This is a genomic window from Geodermatophilus amargosae (genome assembly GCF_900116515.1).
GTDB classification, from domain to species: domain Bacteria; phylum Actinomycetota; class Actinomycetes; order Mycobacteriales; family Geodermatophilaceae; genus Geodermatophilus; species Geodermatophilus amargosae.
In genome coordinates, this window is record NZ_FPBA01000013.1 from 67,840 (window position 1) to 90,282 (window position 22,443).

General features: G+C 75.2%; 15 protein-coding genes. 13 read left to right on the plus strand and 2 right to left on the minus strand.

All coding sequences use genetic code 11. The features are described from left to right. Positions 1 to 63 precede the first annotated feature (63 nt). The 8 genes from BM414_RS16980 to BM414_RS17015 are packed head-to-tail and all read left to right on the plus strand — an operon-like array spanning position 64 to position 12,682. Entirely contained in the window at positions 64 to 1,005 is a 942-nt protein-coding gene (locus BM414_RS16980) for an ABC transporter permease (protein ID WP_093581157.1), read from the plus strand. After that, positions 1,002 to 3,038, plus strand: a complete 2,037-nt coding sequence (locus tag BM414_RS16985; RefSeq protein WP_093581159.1) for a dipeptide/oligopeptide/nickel ABC transporter permease/ATP-binding protein — start codon at positions 1,002 to 1,004, stop codon at positions 3,036 to 3,038. Before BM414_RS16980 ends, BM414_RS16985 begins: the two co-directional genes overlap by 4 nt. After that, a complete protein-coding gene (locus BM414_RS16990) occupies positions 3,035 to 4,120 on the plus strand; it encodes an oligopeptide/dipeptide ABC transporter ATP-binding protein (protein WP_093581161.1) in 1,086 nt (361 codons plus the stop codon). Before BM414_RS16985 ends, BM414_RS16990 begins: the two co-directional genes overlap by 4 nt. 10 nt (positions 4,121 to 4,130) lie before the next feature. Beyond that, entirely contained in the window at positions 4,131 to 6,779 is a 2,649-nt protein-coding gene (locus BM414_RS16995) for a family 78 glycoside hydrolase catalytic domain (RefSeq protein WP_093581282.1), read from the plus strand. After that, entirely contained in the window at positions 6,776 to 7,702 is a 927-nt protein-coding gene (locus tag BM414_RS17000) for an alpha/beta hydrolase (protein WP_093581163.1), read from the plus strand. The genes BM414_RS16995 and BM414_RS17000 overlap by 4 nt, the downstream gene beginning before the upstream one ends. Then, a complete protein-coding gene (locus BM414_RS17005; RefSeq protein WP_093581165.1) occupies positions 7,699 to 10,329 on the plus strand; it encodes a glycoside hydrolase family 78 protein in 2,631 nt (876 codons plus the stop codon). The genes BM414_RS17000 and BM414_RS17005 overlap by 4 nt, the downstream gene beginning before the upstream one ends. Beyond that, on the plus strand, positions 10,326 to 11,801 hold the full coding sequence (locus tag BM414_RS17010) for a glycoside hydrolase family 43 protein (RefSeq protein ID WP_093581167.1): 1,476 nt from the start codon (positions 10,326 to 10,328) through the stop codon (positions 11,799 to 11,801). Before BM414_RS17005 ends, BM414_RS17010 begins: the two co-directional genes overlap by 4 nt. A gap of 14 nt (positions 11,802 to 11,815) precedes the next feature. Then, on the plus strand, positions 11,816 to 12,682 hold the full coding sequence (locus BM414_RS17015; protein ID WP_093581169.1) for a nucleoside hydrolase: 867 nt from the start codon (positions 11,816 to 11,818) through the stop codon (positions 12,680 to 12,682). A gap of 36 nt (positions 12,683 to 12,718) precedes the next feature. Here BM414_RS17015 and BM414_RS17020 read toward each other — a convergent pair whose 3' ends face one another. Then, on the minus strand, positions 12,719 to 13,471 hold the full coding sequence (locus BM414_RS17020) for an SDR family NAD(P)-dependent oxidoreductase (RefSeq protein ID WP_093581171.1): 753 nt from the start codon (positions 13,469 to 13,471) through the stop codon (positions 12,719 to 12,721). A 231-nt stretch (positions 13,472 to 13,702) separates the two neighbouring features. Between BM414_RS17020 and BM414_RS17025 the strand changes: the two genes are divergently transcribed. The 3 genes from BM414_RS17025 to BM414_RS17035 all read left to right on the plus strand — a co-directional run bounded on the left by BM414_RS17025 (position 13,703) and on the right by BM414_RS17035 (position 19,035). Continuing rightward, positions 13,703 to 16,108: a glycoside hydrolase family 2 TIM barrel-domain containing protein gene (locus BM414_RS17025; RefSeq protein WP_093581173.1), complete on the plus strand. Its 2,406-nt coding sequence runs from the start codon at positions 13,703 to 13,705 to the stop codon at positions 16,106 to 16,108. Between the two features lie 23 nt (positions 16,109 to 16,131). Beyond that, entirely contained in the window at positions 16,132 to 16,725 is a 594-nt protein-coding gene (locus BM414_RS17030; protein WP_093581175.1) for a DUF1349 domain-containing protein, read from the plus strand. A gap of 63 nt (positions 16,726 to 16,788) precedes the next feature. Then, positions 16,789 to 19,035 (plus strand): glycoside hydrolase family 3 C-terminal domain-containing protein, encoded by a 2,247-nt coding sequence (locus tag BM414_RS17035; protein ID WP_093581177.1) that lies wholly within the window; start codon positions 16,789 to 16,791, stop codon positions 19,033 to 19,035. A gap of 60 nt (positions 19,036 to 19,095) precedes the next feature. Here BM414_RS17035 and BM414_RS17040 read toward each other — a convergent pair whose 3' ends face one another. After that, entirely contained in the window at positions 19,096 to 19,983 is an 888-nt protein-coding gene (locus BM414_RS17040; RefSeq protein ID WP_093581179.1) for a helix-turn-helix transcriptional regulator, read from the minus strand. Positions 19,984 to 20,127: 144 nt separating this feature from the next. On the opposite strand from BM414_RS17040, the gene BM414_RS17045 reads away from it, so the two are divergent. Both BM414_RS17045 and BM414_RS17050 read left to right on the plus strand, forming a co-directional pair. Next, positions 20,128 to 21,168, plus strand: a complete 1,041-nt coding sequence (locus BM414_RS17045; protein ID WP_093581181.1) for an NAD(P)-dependent alcohol dehydrogenase — start codon at positions 20,128 to 20,130, stop codon at positions 21,166 to 21,168. Next, the gene (locus BM414_RS17050; protein ID WP_245784787.1) at positions 21,165 to 22,436 is read left to right on the plus strand and encodes an MFS transporter; all 1,272 of its coding nucleotides are present in this window, start codon (positions 21,165 to 21,167) and stop codon (positions 22,434 to 22,436) included. The genes BM414_RS17045 and BM414_RS17050 overlap by 4 nt, the downstream gene beginning before the upstream one ends. The last annotated feature ends 7 nt before the right edge of the window (positions 22,437 to 22,443 follow it).

Genomic DNA, 22,443 nt, shown 5'->3' on the forward strand with positions numbered 1-22,443 from the left:
CCGCGGCCACCGGCCGTGCCCGACCACCCCACTGACCCGGCACCCACGGACAAGGGACCCGAGATGCTCGCCTACGTCGCCAAGCGACTGGCCCTGGCGGTCGGCACCGTGCTCGCCGCGGTCGTGATCGTCTTCCTGCTGGTGCACGCCAGCGACACCACCCCCGGCGCCGTCCGTGCCGGTGCGGGCGCCACCGCCGAGCGGGTCGCCGCGGAGAACGAGGCCCTGGGCTGGAACCGTCCGCTGTGGGTGCAGTTCACCGACTACCTGGGGCAGCTCGTGCAAGGCGACCTGGGGACCTCGCTCGTCGACGGCCGCGACATCGCCGCCGACCTCGCCGACCGGCTGCCGGTGACCGCCTCGATCGCGCTGTTCGCCACTCTGCTGTCGGGCCTGGTCGGGGTCTTCCTCGGCGTCACCGCCGCCGTCCGCGGCGGTCGCCTCGGCCGGCTCATCACCACCGGCAGCGGCGTCGCGCTGTCCCTGCCCGCGTTCTGGGTGGGGATCCTGTTCGTCTACCTCCTGTCGCTGCAGCTGGGGTGGTTCCCCGCCACCGGCTACACCGAGTTCTCCTCCGACCCGCTCGGGTGGCTCTCGAGCATCGCGATCCCGGTGATCACCCTGGCCGTCGGCGGTGCCGCGATCATCGCCCGCACCGCCGCGGCCGGGATGCGCGAGGCCCTCACCCAGGAGCACATCCGCACGCTGCGGGCCATGGGGACGCCGCGGTGGCGGATCCGGTACGTGCACGCACTCCGATACGCCAGCGTGCCGGTGGTCTCCACGCTCGGCATCCAGTTCATCGCGCTGTTCGGCGGCTCGGTGATCATCGAGAACCTCTTCGCGCTGCCCGGCCTCGGCCAGGCCAGCCAGGTCGCCGCGTCCTCGAGCGACTTCCCCGCGCTGGTCGGCGTCGTCGTCGTGGCCACGGTGGTCGTGGTCGTCACCAACCTGCTGCTCGACCTCGTCGTCGCCGCCCTGGACCCGAAGGTGCGCACCTCATGAGCGTCATCCCCCTCGACGCGGCCGACGAGGTCGCCACCGAACCCGTCCCGCCGGCCCGGCGCCGCCGCGGCCTCCCTGGCCTCCTCCGCCGTCCCGGCGGGATCTTCGGCGCCGCCTGGCTGACCTTCGTCATCGTGGCGTCGCTCACCGCGCCGCTGTGGCGGCCGTTCGAGCCCGGCCAGCAGGACACCGCCAACCGGCTCGCGCTGCCCTCGGCCGAGCACTGGCTGGGCACCGACCCGCTGGGCCGCGACCTGCTCTCGCGGATCTTCACCGCCGGCTCGCTGCCGCTGCTGTCCTCGGCGCTCATGCTCGTCGTCGCCTTCGGCATCGGCCTGCCGCTCGCGCTGATCGCCGCCGAGCGCGGCCGCCGTGTCGAGCGGGTCATCAGCCGGGTCACCGAGGTCTTCCTCGCACTCCCGGCCACGATCCTGCTGCTGGCGCTCATCGGCGTGATCGGCAACCGGCTCTACCCGGTGATGGCGGTCCTCGGTGTGCTCATCTCCGCCGCGGTCTACCGCGTGCTGCTCGGGGTCGCGCAGTCGGTGCGCCAGCGGCTCTACGTCGACGCCGCCCGGGTCAACGGCCTGGGCTCGCTGCGGGTGAACCTCGTCCACGTGCTGCCCTCGATGGCCACCGTCGTGGCGGTGCAGGCCGCGCAGCTGTTCGGCATCGGCCTGCTCATCGTCGCGGGCCTGGCCTTCCTCGGGTTCGGGCCGGGCGAGCCCGAGCCCAGCTGGGGCTTCATGATCCAGGACGCGTCGGGCTACATCTACACGTCGCCGTGGCTGATGGTCCCCACGGGCCTGGTGCTCGCACTGACGGTCGTCGCGGCCAACGAGCTCGCCGACGCGCTGGCGGGCAGGGCCGCCGGTGCACGCGGGACCCGCCGTCGCCGCCGTCCGCTGCGCCGGGCCGTCGCCGCAGCCGCCGTGCCGGACGGCACCCCGGCCGACCCGGCCGCCGTCCTCGAGGTCCGGGACCTCACCGTGTCCGTCGACGACGGCCCGGACCTGGTCACCGGCGTCTCCTTCTCTCTGCGGCAGGGGCAGGTCCTCGGTCTGGTCGGCGAGTCCGGCTGCGGCAAGACGATGACCGCCCGCTCGCTCCTGGGGCTGCTGCCCGACGGGGTCTCGGTCACCGGCGGATCCATCCGCTGGCAGGGCCGCGAGCTGGCCGGTCTGCCCGAGACCGAGCTCAACCGCATCCGCGGCCGGGAGATCGCGATGATCTCCCAGGAGCCGATGGTCGCCCTCGACCCGATGTTCTCCATCGCCACCCAGCTCGTCGGCCCGATCCGCCGCTTCCGCGAGGTGGGCCGGTCCCAGGCGAAGAGGATCGCCGCCGAGCTGCTGCGCAACGTCGGCATCGTCGACGCCGAGCGGGTGCTGAAGAGCTACCCGCACCAGCTGTCGGGCGGCATGGCACAGCGGGTCTGCATCGCGCTGGCGCTGACCGGTGAGCCGCAGCTGCTCGTCGCCGACGAGCCGACCACCGCCCTCGACGTCACCGTGCAGGCCGAGATCCTGTCGCTGCTGCGCGCGCTCGTCCGTGACACCGGCCTGTCGGTCGTCATCGTCAGCCACGACCTCGGTGTGGTCGCCGACATCTGCGACGACGTCGCGGTGATGTACGCCGGCCAGGCCGTCGAGTCCGGCACCGCCGAGGCCGTCCTGGACGCGCCCGCGCACCCGTACACGATGGCGCTGCTCGGGGCGAACCCGCACGTGCCCGAGGGCGAGCCGGTGCCCGAGCGGCTGGCCTCGATCGCCGGCACCGTCCCCCCGCCCGGCTCGTGGCCGACCGGCTGCCGGTTCGCCACTCGCTGCCGCTTCGCGCAGGAGAAGTGCACCGTGCCCTTCCCGGCGCTGCCCGCCCACGGCGCGGGCTCGGTCCTCTGCATCCGGGTCGACGAGCTCAGCCGTGAGCACGCCACCTGGACGCCGGAGCGCGCAGGCGACGAGATCCAGCCCGGTGCCGAGGTCCTGGCGCCGGCCGACGAGACCGCCCCGACCGCTGGAGTGTCCTCATGACCGCCCCCGCCGGCGCCACGGCCCTCACCGCCACCGCCGCCACCCCCGCGCTGGAGATCCGCGACCTCGTCGTGCGCTACGGCTCGGGCCGCAAGGCGCGGCAGGCGCCCCCGGCCATCGACCGGGTCAGCTTCGACATCGCCCCCGGCGAGACCGTCGGCCTGGTCGGCGAGTCCGGCTCGGGCAAGTCGACGATCGGCAAGGCGGTGCTCGGACTGCAGCGGCCGACGTCGGGGACCGTGAAGCTGCACGGGCAGGACATCACCGCGATGTCGCTCAAGCAGCGCAGCCGCCTGGTCGCCGACCTGCGGGTCGTCTTCCAGGACCCGTACTCCTCGCTCAACCCGGCGCGCACGATCGGCCAGACGCTGGTCGAGCCGCTGCGGCTGATGGGCATCAAGGGCCCGCAGGCCGTGGAGAAGGCTCGCGCCGGCCTGGAGTCCGTCGGGCTGCCGGCCGACGCGGTGGACCGCTATCCCTCGCAGTTCTCCGGCGGCCAGCGCCAGCGCATCGCCATCGCCCGGGCGCTGGTGTGCGAACCGAAGGTCGTCGTCCTCGACGAACCGGTCAGCGCGCTGGACCTCTCCACCCAGGCGCAGGTGCTCAACCTGCTCGCCGACCTGCGCGACCAGCGCGGCCTGGCGTTCCTCTTCATCGCGCACGACCTCGGCGTCGTCCGGTTCCTCTCCCAGCGCACGGTGGTGCTCTACCGCGGGCAGGTCATGGAGACCGGCCCGGTGGAGGCCGTGAGCCAGGCGCCGCGGCACCCGTACACGGTGGCGCTCACCGCGGCGGCGCCGGTGCCCCGCCCGGCCGAGCAGCGGGCCCGCCGCACCGCCCGCGAGGCGGCCGGTTTCGGCACCGCGGGAGCCGCAGCGCCGTCGGCCACCGGCTGCCCGTTCGTGCCGCGCTGCCCGCTGGCCACCGACGTCTGCGTCACCGAGCGGCCGCCGCTGCGGCTGGTCGAGGGCACCGAGGCCGCCTGCCACCACGCCGAGCGCCTGAAGGACCTCGGTGCCCCCCACCGCTCGCAGGCTCGCGGCGGGCCCCTGCACCGAGGCCGCGGTGCCGCAGACGCCTGACGGGAGACACGTGCCCTCCGCAGCACACTCGCTCCGCGTCGAGCACCTCGACGAGCCGCTCGGCATCCGGACGACGGCACCGCGGCTGTCCTGGCGGCTCCCCGACGGCGCCCGCGAGCAGGTCGCGTACCGCCTGACCTCCGACGACGGGTGGGACTCCGGCTGGGTCTCCGACGGCAGCCACCTGCTCGTGCCCTACGACGGCCCGGCGCCGGCGTCGTCGCAGCGGGTGCACTGGCGCGTGCAGGTGCGCACCGACCTCGGCGAGAGCCCGGTGTCCGAGCCCGCCTGGTTCGAGACCGGGCTGCTCGCGGCCGAGGACTGGCAGGCCTCCTGGATCGAGCCGGGCGAGATGCCCGGCGGCCCGGCGGGGGAGCGGCCTGCGGCCCTGCTCCGCGCGGAGTTCGACGTCGACCGGCCGGTGGTGGCCGCGCGGCTGCACGCCACCGCGCAGGGGCTCTACGAGGCGTTCCTCGACGGGCAGCGGGCCGGCGACGCCGAGCTCACGCCCGGCTGGACCCAGTACGACGCCCGCCTGCAGGTGCAGACGCTCGACGTGACGTCGCTCCTCCGCACGGGCCGCACCACGCTCGCCGTCGTCCTCGCCGACGGCTGGTTCCGCGGACAGATCGGCATCACCCGCGCCGCCGACCAGTGGGGCGACCGCACCGCCGTCCTCGCCCAGCTGCACCTGACGCACGACGACGGCACGGTCACCGTGGTCGGCACCGGGCCGGACTGGCGCAGCGCCCCTGGCCACGTGGTCGCCGCCGACCTCATCGCGGGTGAGCGCTGGGACCTCGGCCGGCTGCCCCGCGGCTGGGACACGCCCGGCTTCGACGACTCCGGCTGGGACGCCGTCCAGGTCGTCGAGCACGGCCTCGCCGGGCTGGTCGACTCCCCGGCGCCGCCGGTGCGCCGGGTGGAGGAGCTGGTGCCCGTGTCGGTGACCCGGCTCGACGAAGACCGGCAGGTGGTCGACCTCGGCCGGAACGTCAACGGCTGGGTGCGGCTGACCGACCTGGGCCCCGCCGGGACGACGGTGACGCTCACCCACGGCGAGTGGCTCGGCCCTGACGGCGACGTGACCACCGAGCACCTGCGCCCCGCCGTGCCCTTCCTCCCGCACCCGCTGCCGGCCGGCCAGGTCGACACGGTCGTCAGCGCGGGCGTCCCCGGCGACGTCTTCGAGCCGCGGCGCACCACCCACGGCTTCCGGTACGTGCGGGTCGAGGGGCATCCGTCCGACCTCACGCCGGACGACGTCCGCGGCGTCGTCGTGCACACCGACATGCGCCGCACCGGCTGGTTCTCCTGCAGCGACGAGCGGGTCACGCGCCTGCACGAGGCCGCCGTGTGGAGCCTGCGCGACAACGCCTGCGACGTCCCCACCGACTGCCCGCACCGCGAGCGCGTCGGCTGGACCGGCGACTGGCAGCTGTTCGTGCCGACCGCCGCCTTCCTCTACGACGTCGCCGGCTTCTCCACCAAGTGGCTGCGCGACGTCGTCGCCGACCAGTGGCCCGACGGGACCGTCGCCAACGTCAGCCCGATGCCGCGCTCGGAGGGCCGGGAGAGCCCGGTCGCCTTCCTCAACGGCTCGGCCGGGTGGGGCGACGCCGCGGTGGTCGTGCCGTGGGAGCTGTACCGCGCCTACGGCGATCCCGGCGTGCTCGCCGAGCTGTGGCCGACGATGGTCCGCTGGCTGGACCGGGCCGAGCGCATGGCCCGCGAGCAGCGGCACCCGGCGCGGGTGGCGCGCCGGCCGGAGCCGGCGCCGCACGAGCGGGAGCTGTGGGACACCGGCTTCCACTGGGGCGAGTGGCTCGTCCCGGGGGAGGAGATCACCGACTTCGGTGCCTTCGTCGCCGCAGACGAGGGCGACGTGGCCACGGCGTACCTCGCGCACAGCGCGGACCTGGTGCGCAGGACCGCGGAAGTGCTCGGCCGGGACGACGACGCCGCGCGGTACGCGGAGCTGGCCGACCGGGTGCGCGCCGCCTGGCAGGCCGAGTACCTGGACGACGACGGGCGTCTCACGCCCGACACCCAGGCGAACCACGTCCGCGCGCTGGCCTTCGGCCTGGTCCCCGACGCACTGCGCCCGGCCGTCGCCGAGCGGCTGGTCGAGCTGGTGCGGAGGGCCGGTACCCACCTGGGCACCGGCTTCCTGGCCACGCCGTACCTGCTGCCGGTGCTCGCCGACGCGGGCCACCTCGACGTGGCGTACGAGCTGCTGCTGCAGGACACCGAGCCGTCCTGGTTGACGATGGTCGACCGCGGCGGCACCACGGTGTGGGAGCGCTGGAACGGCGTCGACGCCGACGGGGTGCCGCACGAGTCGCTCAACCACTACTCCAAGGGCGCCGTCGTCTCGTTCCTGCACCGGTACGTCGCCGGGATCGAGCCGATCGAGCCCGCGTACCGCCGGTTCCGCGTCCACCCACGCCCCGGTGGCGGGCTCACCTCCGCCGAGGCCGCGCACGAGTCGCCGTACGGCCGGATCGGGTCGTCCTGGCGGCTGGACGGCGGCGTCCTGTCCCTGACCGTCGTCGTCCCCTCCGGGACTCAGGCCGAGGTCGTCCTGCCCGACGGCACCACCACGACCGCCGGCCCCGGCCGGCACGAGTTCACGAGCACCTCCGAGGAGACGCGATGAGCACCACCGAGACGCCCGGGTGGGCCGGCCCCGCCCGGTTCCTGCCGCCGGCCGAACCGACCCGCCGGGACGACGGCGCGCGGCACTTCCCCGGGCTGACCTACGCCGTCGCCTTCGGGTACCGGCCGCTGCAGCTGGACGTGTGGGTCCCCGACACCCCGGCGCCCGCGCCCCTGGTCGTGTGGGTCCACGGCGGTGCCTGGATGATCGGCGACCGCCGTGAGCTGCCCGAGACCCTGCGGCCCGGCCAGGTCTTCGACGCGCTGCTGTCCGCCGGGCTCGCCGTGGCCACGATCGACTACCGGTTCACGCTGGAGGCGCCCTTCCCGGCGCAGCTGCACGACGCCAAGGCCGCGGTCCGCTACCTGCGCTCCTTCGCCGGGGAGCTCGGCGTGGACACCACCCGCATCGGCGTGATGGGGGAGTCGGCCGGCGGGCACCTCGCCGCGCTGGTCGGCCTGACCGGGCACCGCGCCGACCCGGAGGGCACGCTCGGCGTCGTCGGCCCGTCGAGCGCGGTCGACGTCGTCGTCGACTGGTACGGCGTCTCGGATCTCGACACCATGCCGCGCCAGGCGCCGCCCCCGGAGATCGCCGCCCGGCTGCCCGAGGAGCTGCGCGTCCCGCCGGAGGACCACCTGGTCGCCGGCCTGACCGACGCCACCCGGGCGGACGCCAGCCCGGTCACCCACGTGACCGCCGGCGCCCCGCCGTTCCTCCTGCTGCACGGCACGGCCGACTGGCTGGTGCCCTTCGCGCAGAGCGCGCGCCTGGCCACGGCACTTCGGGAGGCCGGCGTGCCCGTCGAGTTCGAGGCCGTGGACGGCGCCGGGCACATCTGGGAGGGCTCCGACGACGTCGACGGGATCGTCGACCGCTCCGTCCGGTACCTCGCCGACGCGCTGATCGGAGCCCGGGCATGAGCGACCTGACCGTCGGCGCCGTCACCGTCGAGCACCACCGCGAGCCGCTCGGCATCGGCGAGACGGCACCGCGCCTGTCGTGGGTGACGTCGACCGAGCTGCCGGACTGGCGGCAGGCCGCCTACGAGGTGGAGGTCGAGCCGCAGGGCGGGCCGGCGTGGTCGTCGGGCCGCGTCGACTCCGACGCGTCGGTGCTCGTGCCGTGGGGCGCGCCACCGCTGACCAGCCGCGAGCGGCGCACCGTCCGCGTCCGCGTGTGGGGCGCCGGCGACGCGCAGCCCTCCGCATGGGGCGAGGACGTCGTCGTCGAGGCGGGGCTGCTCGAGCCCGCGGACTGGACGGCCACCCTGGTGCGGCCGGTGCTGCCCGAGGGCGACGAGCCGGCGGTCCTGCTGCGGCGCGAGTTCGTGCTCGACGCCCCGGTGGTCAGGGCCCGCCTGTACGCCACCGCGCAGGGCGTGTTCGAGGCCGAGCTCAACGGCGCTCCCGTCGGCGACGAGGTGCTGGCGCCGGGCTGGACCAGCTACCGGCACCGGCTGCGCTACCGCACGCACGACGTCACGTCCCTGCTCGCCGAGGGCGGCAACGCGCTCGGCGTGCACCTGGCCGACGGCTGGTTCCGCGGATACCTCGGCTTCACCGGCAAGCGGGACTGGTACGGCGACCGCACCGGCGCCTTCGCGCAGCTGGAGGTCGACCACGCCGACGGCTCCCGCACGGTGGTCACCACCGACGGCACGTGGCGGTCGGCGCCGAGCTGGCTGACCCGCGCCGGGCTGTACAACGGCGAGACCGCCGACCTGCGCGCCGAGCTGCCGGACTGGTCGGCGCCCGGCTTCGACGACGCGGGCTGGACGCCGGTCGAGGCGGGCGAGCTCGACGTCGCCACGCTGGTCGCCCCGACCGGCCCGCCGATACGGCGCACGCAGGTCCTGCCGGTGCAGGCCGTCACCACCTCGCCGTCCGGGAGGACGCTGGTCGACCTCGGCCAGAACCTGGTCGGCCGGCTGCGGCTGCGGCTGCCCGACGGCCCGGCCGGCACGGAGGTCACCGTCCGGCACGCCGAGGTCCTGGAGGACGGCGAGCTCGGCACCCGCCCGCTCCGGGCCGCGAGGGCGACCGACGTGGTCGTCCTCGACGGCGACGGCCCGCGCACCTGGGAGCCGCGGTTCACCTTCCACGGCTTCCGGTACGCCGAGGTGACCGGCTGGCCCGGCGAGCTGCGGGCAGAGGACCTCGAGGCCGTCGTCCTGCACACGGACATGCGGCGCACCGGCACGTTCACCTGCTCCGACCCCGACGTCGAGCGGCTGCACGAGAACGTCGTGTGGGGGATGCGGGGCAACTTCCTCGACATCCCGACCGACTGCCCGCAGCGCGACGAGCGGCTCGGCTGGACCGGCGACCTGCAGGTGTTCGCGCCCACCGCGTCGTTCCTCTACGACACCACCGGCATGCTCCGCTCCTGGCTGGCCGACCTCGCCGTCGAGCAGCGCGGGTTCGACGGCACGGTGCCCATGTACGTCCCGTTCCTCCCGCTGCTGCCGTTCCCGCAGCAGCCCGAGGTGGGCTGGGGCGACGCCGCCGTCGTCGTCCCGTGGGTGCTGTACCAGCGGACCGGGGACGCGGGCCTGCTCGCCGACCAGTGGGAGTCGATGACCGCCTGGATCGACGCGTTCGCCGCCCGGGCGGGGGAGGACCTCGACTTCCCCGGCGGTGGCTTCTCCTTCGGGGACTGGCTCGACACCGCCGCCCCGCCGGACAACCCGGCGGCCGCCCGGACGCCGTGGCAGTGCGTGGCCACCGCCTACCTCGCCCGCTCGGCGCGCACGGTCGCGCAGGCGGCGCGGGTGCTGGGCCGCGACGGCGCCCGGTTCGCCGAGCTGGGGGAGCGGGCCGCCGCGCGGTTCCGCGCCGAGTACGTCTCCCCGAACGGCCGGGTCGCCTTCCCGTCGCAGACCGCCTACGCGCTGGCGCTGGAGTTCGACCTGCTCGAGCCGCGCCAGCGCGGGCACGCCGGGCGGCTGCTGGCCGACCAGGTGCTGAAGGACGGGTTCCACATCGCCAGCGGCTTCCTGGGCACGCCGCTGGTCACCGACGCGCTCACGGACGCCGGGGAACTGGCCACCGCCTACGAGCTGCTGCTGCAGCGGGAGAACCCGTCGTGGCTGTACCCGGTGACGATGGGCGCCACGACGATCTGGGAGCGCTGGGACTCGATGCTCCCCGACGGGTCGATCAACCCCGGCGACATGACGTCGTTCAACCACTACGCGCTCGGCGCCGTCGCCGACTGGCTGCACCGCACCGTGGCCGGCCTCGCCCCGGCCGCGCCGGGCTACCGGCGGCTGCAGGTGGAGCCCCGCCCCGGTCCGGGGCTCACCTCGGCGGCGGCCACGCACGAGACGCCGTACGGTCCGGCATCGGTGTCCTGGGCGCTGACCGGCGGGACCGCGTTCGCCCTCGACGTGGTCGTCCCGCCGAACACCACCGCGGAGGTCGTGCTGCCCGACGGCAGCGCGCCGGTGGAGGTCGGCTCCGGCCGGCACTCCTTCACCGCGGAGGTCCCGGAGCCGCGGCCGGTGGAGAAGCCGGCGCTGTTCTTCGACCCGGACGCGCACGCATGACCCCACGTCCCGTCGTCCCCGGCTTCCACCCCGACCCGAGCGTCGTCCGGGTCGGCGACACCTACTGGATGGTGCACTCGAGCTTCGAGTACGCCCCCGGCGTCCCGCTGTACCGCTCGCCCGACCTGGTGACGTGGGAGCAGGCCGGGCACGTGCTGGCCCGGCCCTCGCAGCTCGACGTCTCGGCCGCGCCCGGGTCGGGCGGGATCACCGCGCCGACCATCCGCCACCACGACGGCCGGTTCTGGATGGTGACCACCAACCTCGCCGACGGCGGCTGGCAGGTGCTCACCTCCGCCGAGGACCCGCTCGGCGACTGGTCGGACCCGGTCCGGCTGACCGGCGTCCGCGGCATCGACCCAGACCTGGCCTGGGACGACGACGGCACGCTGCTGGTCAGCTACGCCGGCTTCGGCGCGGGCGGCCCGGCCGGGCTGGTGCAGCAGGCCGTCGACCCGGTCACCGGCGCAGCGCTCACCGAGCGGCGCCCGCTGTGGCAGGGCACCGGCGGCCGGTTCCCGGAGGGGCCGCACCTGTACCGGGTGGGCGCCCTCTGGTACCTGCTCATCGCCGAGGGCGGCACCGAGCGCGGGCACGCGGTGACCATCGCGCGCGGGCACTCGCCGGCCGGGCCGTTCGAGCCGTGCCCGTCCAACCCGCTGCTCACCCACCGCGGCGTCGAGTCGCCGGTGCAGAACACCGGCCACGCCGACCTGGTGCAGCGCCCCGACGGCAGCTGGGCGATCCTCTTCCACGGCGTGCGCCCGCGCGGCGCCAGCCCGCAGTTCCACGTCCTCGGCCGGGAGACCTTCGCCGCCGAGGTGGAGTGGGTCGACGGCTGGCCCCGGCTGGGGGAGTGGCTGACCCCGCCGGACGGCGCCGTCGAGGTCTCCGACGACCTCTCCGGCCCCGCCTGGGTGGCGCCCCGCCGCTTCCCCGGCGAGCTGCTGACCCGGGTCGAGGGCGGCTGGCGGCTGACCGCGGCCGACCCCGACCCCGCGTCGGAGGACCTCGCCGTCGTGGGCCGCCGCCAGGAGCACGAGGACGCCCTCTTCCGCGCCGTCGTGCGGGCCTCCGACGGGGTCGGGGGGCTGACGGTGCGCATCGACGCCCGGCACCACCTCGACCTCGAGGTCGAGGGCGACCGCGTCCGTGCCGTCGCCCAGGTCGGCGCGCTGCGCTCGGTGCTCGGCGAGGCCGCCGTCCCCCCGGGCGACGACGTCGTCCTGGAGATCCGCACGCTGCCGGGCGAGGGGCACTTCTCCTCGACGGCGCTCGCCCCCGACGTGCTGGTGGCCGGGCTCGCCGGCGCGGGCGGGTCCACCGAGCTCGGCCGCCTCGACGGGCGCTACGTCTCCACCGAGGTGGCGGGCGGCATGACCGGACGGCTGGGCGGCGTCTGGTGTGCGCGGGGCGAACTGCTCGTCCGATCGACCACCTACCGCGGCGCCGACGCCCCGGCCGCCGTCTGACCATGGAGGAACGCGTGTCCCTGCGCATCACGGAACGCTGCCGGGTCGTCGTCGACAACGACTGGGCCGGCGACCCCGACGGCCTGGTCGCCCTCGCCCACCACCTGCTCAGCCCCGCCAACCGGGTGGACGCGGTGACCAGCTCGCACCTGAACCCGGTGTTCGGGCCACCCGAGGGCACCGCGGAGAGAGGCGCCCGGTTCGCCCAGGAGCTGGTGGACCTGGTCGACGGCCCCCGGCCGGCGGTCGCCGCCGGCTGCGACGTGGTCCTGGACGCAGGCGACACCCGCTCGGCCGCGGCGGACCTCATCGTCGCCGAGGCCCGGCGGGACGACCCGTTGCCGCTGCTGCTCGTCTGCGCCGGGCCGCTCACCAACGTCGCGCAGGCGCTACGGCAGGCGCCGGAGATCGCGTCGCGGCTGACGCTGGTCTGGGTCGGCGGGGCACTGGACCCGGCCGCCTTCGAGTACAACCGGGAGACCGACGCCGAGGCAGCCCGTGAGGTGCTGGCCCGCACCGACCTCGCGGTCTCCCAGTTCCCGCTGGAGACCTACCGGCGGTGCGAGTACTCCGTCGCCGAACTGGAGCAGGACCTGGGTGGGGCGGGCCGGGTGGGGGCGTGGCTGTGGCAGCGGTACGTCGAGCTGCCGATCCCCTACTTCGTGGAGCAGGGGGAGACCTGGCCGCTCGGCGACAGCCCGCCGTTGCTGCTGACCGCCCTCAGCGATGCGACCAGCGCGTGGACCGAGACCGCGTCCGCGCCCGGGGGTGCGTCCCGCCGCGTGTACGTCGACGTCGACGTCCGGCTGCTGGTCGCCGACCTCTACGCCAAACTGCGCCGGCACGAGCGGCAGGCGGTCGGGTCCTCGGGGCCGGTGTGACCGGTGACCGGGGGGGCACCCGCCCCACCCCACGGGTCACAACGTGGTCATGCCGCCGTCCACGGCGAACACCGCACCGGTGGCGAACGCCGACTCGTCGCTGGCCAGGAACACCATGACGCCCTCGAGGCCACCGGTCGTGCCGGCCCGGCCCATCGGGATCCGGCCGACGATCCCGGCCCGCGCCCCGGGGTCGGCGGTGAGGGTGCTGACCAGACCGGTCTCGGTGTAGGGCGGCACGACGGTGTTCACCCGGATGCCCCGCCGGGCGTAGGCGGCGGCGACCGTGCGGCCCAGCCCGTGCATGCCGGCCTTGGACGACGCGTAGGCGGTGAACTCCGCGCCCTCGCCACTGAGCGCGGTGGGGCGGCCGGTCAGGACGATCGAGCCGCCGCCGACGGTCAGCATCCCGCGGACGGCGTGCTTGACGGTCAGGAAGGCGCCGGTCAGGTTGACCTCGTGGGTGCGCCGCCAGACGTCGAGGTCGAGGTCGGCGACCTCGGCGTCCTGTCCGAACAGCTGCACGCCGGCGTTGACGACGACGACGTCGGGGACCCAGCCGTCCGCGGCCAGCGCGGCGAACCCGCCCGCGACGCCGTCCTCGTCGGTGACGTCCATCGGCACCGCCCGCCCGCCCGACGCCGCGGCGGCCGCCTCGGCCCCTGCGGCGTCCCGGTCGGCGTAGGCGACCCGCGCTCCCTCGGCGGCGAACCGGTCGGCCACCGCCCGCCCGATGCCGGCGGCAGCACCGGTGACCAGTGCCGTCTTCCCTGCCAGTCGCCCACTCACGTCCGCAGTCTGTCCCGCGCCCCCCGGGGCACCGGGACCCGTCTGCCATCCACCGGCACGCGGCTGTCCGTCGGCTGCCCGCGTCGTCGAGTATCGGGGACGCGGGCTCCAGCGGCGACCCAGCGGACGGCCGGTCGCCCCTGACGCCGGACCCGCGTGGGCACGGGGCGCTCCAGCCAGGACGCCATCCGTCGCGTGCTGCCCCCTCGTCCCCCCGATGACAGGACAGCCATGCGCCGCATCCCGTTCACGACCGGCTGGCAGACCCGGCCGCACGCCAACTCCTTCGCCGAGGTGGTGGGTGCCGCCGCGCCCTGGCAGGACGTGACCCTGCCGCACGACGCCACGCTCGGCGAGCCCCGCGAACCCGCTCACGGCGCCGGCCGCGGCTACTTCCCCGGCGGCGTGTACGAGTACCGGAGGACGTTCGACGTCCCGTCCGACGCCGCCGGCCGGCGGTGGGTGCTCGAGTTCGAGGGCGTCTACCGGCGGGCGACGGTCCACGTGAACGGCGCCCTGGCCGGGCACTGGGCGTCGGGCTACACCGGCTTCGCCGTGCCGCTCGACGACTTCCTGCGGTACGGCGACGACAACGAGGTGCGGGTCGTGTGCCGGTCGGCCCAGGACTCCCGCTGGTACGCCGGCGCGGGCATCCACCGGCCGGTGCACCTCGTCGTCGGCGACCTGCTGCACGTCGCGCTCGACGGCGTCCGCGTCACCACCCGGGACGCCGACGCCGAGCTCGCCGTCATCGAGATCGCGACGACCGTGGAGAACGACCGGCCGCGGCTGGCCACCGTCGAGGCGGTCACCGAGGTCCGCGACGCTGCCGGTGCCGTGGTCGCCACCGACCGGGCGCCGGTCACCGTCCGGCCCGGCGAGCCCGCGGTCGTGCGGCAGCGCCTCGTCGTCCGCGAGCCGGCCCTGTGGGGTCCCGGCTCACCCGCGCTGTACACCGCCACGGTGCACCTGCGCGACGGCGACGCGGTCGTCGACGACGACACGGTGACCTTCGGCATCCGGACGGTCTCGGTCGACCCGGTGCGCGGCCTGCGGGTCAACGGCGAGACCGTGGACCTGCGCGGGGCGTGCGTGCACTCCGACAACGGCGTCCTCGGTTCCGCCACCGTCGACCGCGCCGACGAGCGGCGGGTGGAGCTGCTGCGGGCGGCCGGCTTCAACGCCCTGCGCAGCGCCCACAACCCGATGAGCCGGGCGATGCTCCAGGCCTGCGACCGGCTCGGCGTCCTCGTCATGGACGAGCTCACCGACGTGTGGACGGAGAGCAAGTCCGACTTCGACGCCGCACTGGACTTCTCCGAGTGGTGGCAGCGCGACGTCGCGGCGATGGTGCGCAAGGACGTCAACCACCCGAGCGTGGTCATGTACTCGATCGGCAACGAGATCCCCGAGGTCGCCACCCCGCACGGCGCGCTGTGGTCGCGACGGCTGGCGGAGGCGGTGCGGGCCCTCGACGACACCCGCTCGGTCACCAACGGCGTCAACGGCATGCTCGCCGTGATCGGCGAGGCGACGCAGAGCGTCGACGGCGGCATCAACACGATGCTGTCGGACATGGGTGGCTTCATGCGCGAGCTGTCCGGGTCGGAGCTGGTCGGCCGGCGGACGGCGGAGTCCTTCGCGGTGCTCGACGTGGCCGGCCTGAACTACATGGACGCCCGCTACGAGGCCGACCGCGAGGTCTTCCCGAACCGCGTCGTCGTGGGCAGCGAGACCTTCCCGGGCGACGTCGACCGGCTGTGGCGGCTGGTCCGCGACAACCCGCACGTGATCGGCGACTTCACCTGGACCGGCTGGGACTACCTCGGGGAGGTGGGCATCGGCCGGGTCGCCGACGTCGAGGACCCGACCGCCCGTCAGCTCAACGGCCCGTTCCCGTGGCTGCTGGCGCACGTCGGCGACATCGACGTCACCGGGCACCGGCGGCCGGCGTCCTACCACCGCGAGATCGTCTTCGGTCTCCGCCGCGACCCCTACGTCGCGGTCCTGCGGCCGGAGCGCTCCGGTCGGGAGACCGTGTCGACACCGTGGTCGTGGAGTGACACCGTCGGCAGCTGGGCCTTCCCCTCCGGGACCGAGGGGACGCCGCTGACGGTCGAGGTCCACAGCGACGCCGACGAGGTCGAGCTGCTGCTCGACGGCGAGTCGCTGGGCACCGCGAAGGCAGGGGAGGCCCACCGCTTCCGGGCGGAGTTCACGGTGACCTGGGCGCCCGGTGAGCTCACCGCCGTCGCCCGCACCGGCGGCGGGGAGACCGGCCGGTTCTCGCTGCGGTCGGTGGAGGGGCCGGTCGCGCTGGCCGCCGTCGCCGACCGCGAGGTGATCCGGGCCGACGGCACCGACCTCGCGTACGTGGACCTCACGCTGCAGGACGCCGCCGGCACCGTGGCGCTCGGCGTCGACCGCGAGGTCACCGTCACGGTCGAGGGGCCCGGCGTGCTCGCCGGGTTCGGCAGCGCGGCGCCGTCGACCGAGGAGTCCTACCTCGACGACGTGCACACCACGTTCGACGGCCGCGCGCTGGCCGTCGTCCGCCCGACCGGCCCGGGGACGATCACGGTCACCGCGTCGGCGGCCGGCTGCGAGCGCGTGACCACGACCGTCGAGGCGCGCTGACCGGGCTCCTCCACCGTGCCGGCATGACGGACGGGGGCCTGCGGGTGCAGCCGTGGCGCGCCGGCGGGTGGACGACCGCCCCCGCCGCCGCCGTCGAGGACGGGCCGGACCTGGTGGTGACCGCCGTCGAGGGCAGCGACGCGGGGCGGCACACCGCCTACGGCTTCGTGCACGACGACGCGCACGCGCTCCTGTCCCCGATGGCGTCCCCGGGCGCGGTCGAGGTGACGTCCGACGTCGGCTGGGACGGGCAGTTCGACCAGGCCGGGCTGGTGCTCCGGGCGGACGAGGAGACCTGGCTCGAGGCCGGGGTGGAGACGACCGACGGCGCCGCCTACGTCGGCGCCGTCGTCACGCTGGGCCACTCGGACTGGTCATCGGCACCGGCGCCGGAGTGGGCCGGCCGCCGGGTCACCGTCCGGGCCAGCCGTGCCGGGGACGCGGTCACCGTCCGCGCGCGGGTCGACGACGAGGCCTTCCGCCTGGTCCGGGTCGCGTCCTTCCCGCCGGAGGCCGCGGTGCGGGCCGGGCCCCACTGCTGCGCACCCACCCGGAGCGGCCTCGTCGTGCGCTTCCGGCGGTGGGCGCTCGGCCCGGCGGACGCCGCGCTGCACTGAGCCGCGCTGCCACTGGATGGCAGCCGCGAGGACGTGCGGTCCGCGGCACAGCAGGATCGGGCGGTGACCTCCGCCACGCCCTCCGTCCGGTCCCACCTCGACGCACTGCCCCTCGAGACGAAGGCGGCGCTGCTGTCCGGCCAGGACTTCTGGTCCACCGCGCCGGTCGAGGAGGCCGGGCTGCCGTCGGTGGTGCTCACCGACGGCCCGCACGGCGTGCGGCGCCAGGAGGGGGACTTCGACCGGATCGGGCTGCTGCAGAGCGTCCCGGCCACCTGCTTCCCGCCGGCCGTCGCCGTCGGGTCGAGCTGGGACCCGGAGGTCGCCAAGCGGATCGGGACGGCGGTCGGGCGGGAGGCGCGGGCGCTCGGGGTGCCCGTCGTCCTCGGCCCGGGCGTGAACATCAAGCGGTCGCCGCTGTGCGGGCGGAACTTCGAGTACTACTCCGAAGACCCGTTGCTGACCGGCGTGCTCGGCGCCGCGCACGTCCGCGGCCAGCAGGCGGAGGGTGTCGGCGCGTCGGTGAAGCACTTCGCGGCCAACAACCAGGAGACGCAGCGCATGCAGGTCAGCGCCGACGTCGACGAGCGCACCCTGCGCGAGATCTACCTGCCCGCCTTCGAGCGGATCGTCACCTCGGCGCAGCCGGCCACGGTCATGTGTGCCTACAACCGGGTGAACGGCGTCTACGCGTCGCAGAACCGCTGGCTGCTCACCGAGGTGCTGCGCGAGCAGTGGGGCTTCGAGGGCGTCGTCGTCTCCGACTGGGGCGCCGTCGACGACCGGGTCGCGGCGCTGGCCGCCGGCCTGGACCTGCAGATGCCCGGCGACCACGGCGCGGGCAACCGGCTCGTCGTCGAGGCCGTCCGCGCCGGCGAGCTCGACGAGGCCCTCGTCGACCGCAGCGCCCGGCGGGTGGCCGTTCTCGCCGACCTGGTGACCGAGCCGACCGCCGGCTTCGACGTCGACGCCCACCACACCCTGGCCCGGGAGCTCGCGGCGCAGTGCGCGGTGCTGCTCAAGAACGACGGCGCCGTGCTGCCGCTGGCGCCGGGTGCGCGGGTCGCCGTCGTCGGCGAGTTCGCCCGCACCCCGCGCTACCAGGGCGGCGGCAGCTCGCACGTCAACGCCACCCGCGTCGACGACGCGCTGACCGCGCTGCGGGAGGCGCTCCCCGCCGTCTCGTTCGCGCCCGGCTTCTCCCTCGACGGCTCCGGCGACGCCGCCGCACTGCGGGACGAGGCGGTCGCCGCGGCCCGCGACGCCGAGGTCACCGTCGTCTTCGCCGGCCTGGCCGAGTCCGACGAGTCCGAGGGCTTCGACCGCACCACCATCGGCCTGCCCGCGGTGCAGGTGGAGCTGATCCGGGCCGTGGCCGCGGCCAGCCCGCGCACCGTCGTCGTCCTGTCCTCGGGCGGCATCGTGTCCCTGGAGGGCTGGCACGACGACGTCGACGCGGTCCTGGCCGGGTTCCTGCTCGGCCAGGCCGGCGGCAGCGCGCTGGCCGACCTGCTCACCGGCGCGGTGAGCCCCTCCGGGCGGCTGGCCGAGTCGATCCCGCTGCGCCTGGAGGACACCCCCAGCCACCTGAACTTCCCGGGCGAGCAGGGGCACGTCCGCTACGGCGAGGGCGTGATGGTCGGCTACCGGCACTACACGACCGTCGACCGTCCGGTGCGGTACCCCTTCGGGCACGGGCTGGGCTACACGACCGTCGAGACCTCCGACCTTCGGGTGACGGCGACCGGCGACGACTCGGCGACCGTCTCGGTGAGCGTGACCAACACCGGGGAGCGGACGGGCCGGCACGTGGTGCAGGTCTACGTGGCGACGACGGCCGGCCCGGTCCGCCGTCCCGCCCGGGAGCTGCGCGCCTTCGCCAAGGTCTCGCTGCAGCCCGGGGAGTCGCGGACGGTGGAGCTGGCGCTCGACCGCCGCGCGTTCGCCTACTGGGACGTCCGCGAGGGCGGCTGGGTCGTGGCGCCGGGCGAGTACACCGTGCAGGTCGGCGCCAGCGCTGCCGAGGTCCTGGCCGAGGAGACGGTGACGCTGGCCGGCGACACGGTCGTCCCGGAGCTCACGCTGGGCTCGTCGGTGGCCGAGTGGTTCACCCACCCGGTCGTCGGGGCGCGGCTGCTCGAGGGCTTCCTCGCCACCATGCCGGAGGGCGCCGCGGAGATGCACGCCGGGATGCTGCAGATGATCGGGTCGATGCCGATGCGCCGGTTCGCCGCCGACTTCGGTGCCGCCATCCCGCCCGCCGAGCTCGACCGCCTCGTCGCCGTCGCCCGCGAGGCCCGCGCCGGCTGAACGGTCCGGGGTGGCAGGAATGGCCGTTCCTGCCACCCCCGGGCCGGCGGCTGGTCGGGATCAGGTCCGGTCCGCCGCCGGGGTGGCCGCCTGGGTGGCGGTTGCGGCCCAGCTGGCCAGGAGCTTGAGCGCGTCCTCCGACGGTGAGCCCGGTTCGGCCGTGTAGATGGTCAGGCGGAGGTCCGAGCGGTCCTCGGTGGGGAGGTCGAGGGTGCGGTAGTGCAGGTCCACCGTGCCGACGACGGGGTGGTGGAACTGCTTGGTCCCGTTGTGGTGGATGCGGACGTCGTGCGCGGCCCACCGGGTCCGGAACTCCTCGCTCACCGTGGACAGCTCCCCGACGAGCTCGCGCAGCTGCGTGTCGTGCGGGCGGCGGCCGGCCTCGGCGCGGAGCAGGGCAACGGTGACGTCGGCCGCGCCCTCCCGGTCCAGGTAGAAGTCGCGCGCCCGCGGGTCGAGGAACTGGAACCGGGCGAAGTTCGGCGGACGCCGCGGGTCGTCGAACATCGGGGAGTGCAGCGCCCACCCCAGGGTGTTGGTCGCGAGGACGTCCAGGCGACCGTCGGCGACGAACGCGGCCGACCCCGTCATCGAGTCGAGCATCCACTGCACCTGCGGCTGGATGTGCGCCCTGCCACCGCGGCGTTGCGGGGTGCGGGCCGGCCTGGAGGCGGCGCGGGCCAGGTTGAACAGGTGGGCGCGCTCGGCCTCGTCGAGCTGCAGCGCCCGGGCGACGGCCTCCAGCACGTCCTCGGAGACACCGGCGATGTGGCCCTTCTCCAGCCGGGTGTACCAGTCGGTGCTCACCCCGGCGAGGACGGCGACCTCCTCGCGGCGCAGCCCGGCCACCCGCCGCCGCCCACCGCCCGGCAGGAGCCCGGCCTGCTCGGGGGTGATGCGGGCCCGCCGGCTGGTGAGGAAGTCGCGGATGTCGGCCCGGTTGTCCACGCCGTCGACGCTACGTCGCGCCCACCGGGAGAAGGGGGGCGAGCTTCCACCCCCCACAGACCCGACCTCCCACGCGCCTTCCCGGGGGCGTTCCGTGGAGTCCAGCCACCCCACCCGACCACCTCTCGAACGAGGAGATCCACCGTGCGCGTCCACGCCTACGCCGCCCCCGCCGCCGGCCGCCCCCTTGCCCCCACCACCATCGAGCGCCGGGACGTCGGCCCCGACGACGTCCTGATCGAGGTCGAGTACGCCGGCATCTGCCACTCCGACATCCACACCGTCAACGGCGACTGGGGCCCGCAGCCCTTCCCCGTCGTCCCCGGCCACGAGATCGTCGGCGTCGTCACCGAGGTCGGGCCCCGGGTCACGCGCCACCGGGTCGGTGACCGCGTCGGCGTCGGCTGCATGGTCGACTCCTGCGGCGAGTGCGCCAACTGCCGCAACGGCGACGAGCAGTACTGCCTCGACGGCCTGGTCCCCACGTACGCCGGCACGGACCGCGACGGCAGCACCACCCAGGGCGGCTACTCCACCCACGTCGTGGTCGACGCGGACTTCGTGCTGCGCGTGCCCGACGGCATCGGCCCCGCGGCCGCCGCGCCGCTGCTGTGCGCCGGCATCACCACCTGGTCGCCGCTGCGCCGCTGGGGCGCCGGGCCGGGCAGGCGGGTCGCCGTCGTCGGCCTCGGCGGCCTGGGCCACATGGCCGTCAAGCTCGCACACGCGATGGGTGCGGAGGTGACCGTGCTGTCGCAGTCGCTGAAGAAGCAGGAGGACGGCCTGCGGCTCGGCGCCGACTCCTACTTCGCGACCACTGACCCGGACACGTTCACCCAGCTGGCCGGGCGGTTCCACCTGATCGTGAACACCGTCAGCGCGACGATCGACGTCGACGCGTACCTGTCCCTGCTGGCCGTCGACGGCACGCTGGTCAACGTCGGCGCTCCCGCCGAGCCGCTGAGCCTGAACGCGATGTCGCTGATCGGCGGCCGCCGCTCGTACGCCGGTTCGATGATCGGCGGCATCGCCGAGACCCAGGAGATGTTGGACTTCTGTGCCGAGCACGGCATCGGGGCCGAGGTCGAGGTCGTCCCCGCCGACCGGGTCAACGAGGCCTACGAGCGCGTGCTCGCCTCCGACGTCCGCTACCGGTTCGTCATCGACGCCGCGACCCTGCGGTGACCCCGGACCGGCTGACGCGCCCGGCGGGGCCGGCGATCCCGCCCGCCGGGGCCCGGGAACGGCTCCCACTGGTCGTGTACGTGCTGGCGGCCGGCACCTTCCTGATGCTCACCACCGAGTTCGTGGTGGCCGGACTGCTGCCGGAGATCGCCGGCGACCTGCAGGTGACCGTGGCCCAGGCCGGGCTGCTGATCACGGTGTTCGCGGCCGGGATGATCGTAGGCTCACCGGTGATGGCGCTGCTGACCCGGCGGATGCCGCAGCGGACGACGCTGGTGCTCGCCCTCGTCGTCTTCGCGGCCGGGCACGTCGTCGTCGCCCTCGGCTCGGACTTCCCGCTGCTGCTCGCGGCCCGCTTCGTCACCGCGTGGGCGGCCGGCGCCTTCTGGTCGGTGGCATCGGTGGCGGCCACCCGCGCCGCCGGCCCCGGCGCCGGCGCCCGCGCCCTGGGCCTGGTGGGCGCCGGCGGCATGCTCGCCAACGTCGTCGGTGTGCCGTTGGGCGCGTTCGCCGGACAGCTGACGGGCTGGCGCGGACCGTTCTGGGCGCTCGCCGCACTCGCCGGAGGCGCCGTCTGGCTCATCGCCCGCCAGGTACCGCACGGCGGCCCGGCCGGGGAGGCGGTGTCCCTGCGATCCCAGTTCGCCGCGGTGCGCTCCGGCCGGCTGTGGCTGGTGCTGGCCGCCTGCGCGACCACGACCGGCGCGGTGCTGTCGGCCTACTCCTACGTCTCCCCGCTGCTCACCGACCGGGCCGGCATCGCCGTCGGCCTGGTGCCGCTCGTGCTCGTGGGCTTCGGCGTCGGCTCCCTGGTCGGCACGATCGTCGGTGGTCGCCTCGGCGACGTCCGTCCGCACGCGACGACCATCGCCGTCCCCGCGGCGACCACGGTCGTCCTCGCGGCGATCTGGCTGCTCTCCGCGCAGGCGGTGCCCACGGTCGTGCTGGTCACCCTGCTGGGGCTCGTCGGGCTCAGCGCCAACCCGGTGTTGTCGTCCCTGGCGGTCCGCTTCGCCGGCGTGGCACCCACGCTCGGGGTGGCGATGTCGGTCTCGGCGTACAACCTCGGCACCGCCGCCGGGACCGGGATCGCCGGCGCCACCCTCGACTCGGGTCTCGGTGCAGTCGGTCCCGCGATGGTCGGCACCGTTCTCGCCGCACTGACCCTGGTCCCCGCGGTCACCATCGCCCGCGTCCAGCGCCGCCGGCGCGCGACGCGCCCGGCCGCCGGGATCGGAAGCGCTGCCGCCTGCGGCCGGGCCGCCTGACCCCTTG

Coding starts and splice junctions, on each gene's coding strand:
- BM414_RS16980 (WP_093581157.1), top strand. CDS start 64: ATGCTCGCCTACGTCGCCAAGCGACTGGCCCTGGCGGTCGGCACCGTG.
- BM414_RS16985 (WP_093581159.1), top strand. CDS start 1,002: ATGAGCGTCATCCCCCTCGACGCGGCCGACGAGGTCGCCACCGAACCC.
- BM414_RS16990 (WP_093581161.1), top strand. CDS start 3,035: ATGACCGCCCCCGCCGGCGCCACGGCCCTCACCGCCACCGCCGCCACC.
- BM414_RS17000 (WP_093581163.1), top strand. CDS start 6,776: ATGAGCACCACCGAGACGCCCGGGTGGGCCGGCCCCGCCCGGTTCCTG.
- BM414_RS17005 (WP_093581165.1), top strand. CDS start 7,699: ATGAGCGACCTGACCGTCGGCGCCGTCACCGTCGAGCACCACCGCGAG.
- BM414_RS17010 (WP_093581167.1), top strand. CDS start 10,326: ATGACCCCACGTCCCGTCGTCCCCGGCTTCCACCCCGACCCGAGCGTC.
- BM414_RS17025 (WP_093581173.1), top strand. CDS start 13,703: ATGCGCCGCATCCCGTTCACGACCGGCTGGCAGACCCGGCCGCACGCC.
- BM414_RS17030 (WP_093581175.1), top strand. CDS start 16,132: ATGACGGACGGGGGCCTGCGGGTGCAGCCGTGGCGCGCCGGCGGGTGG.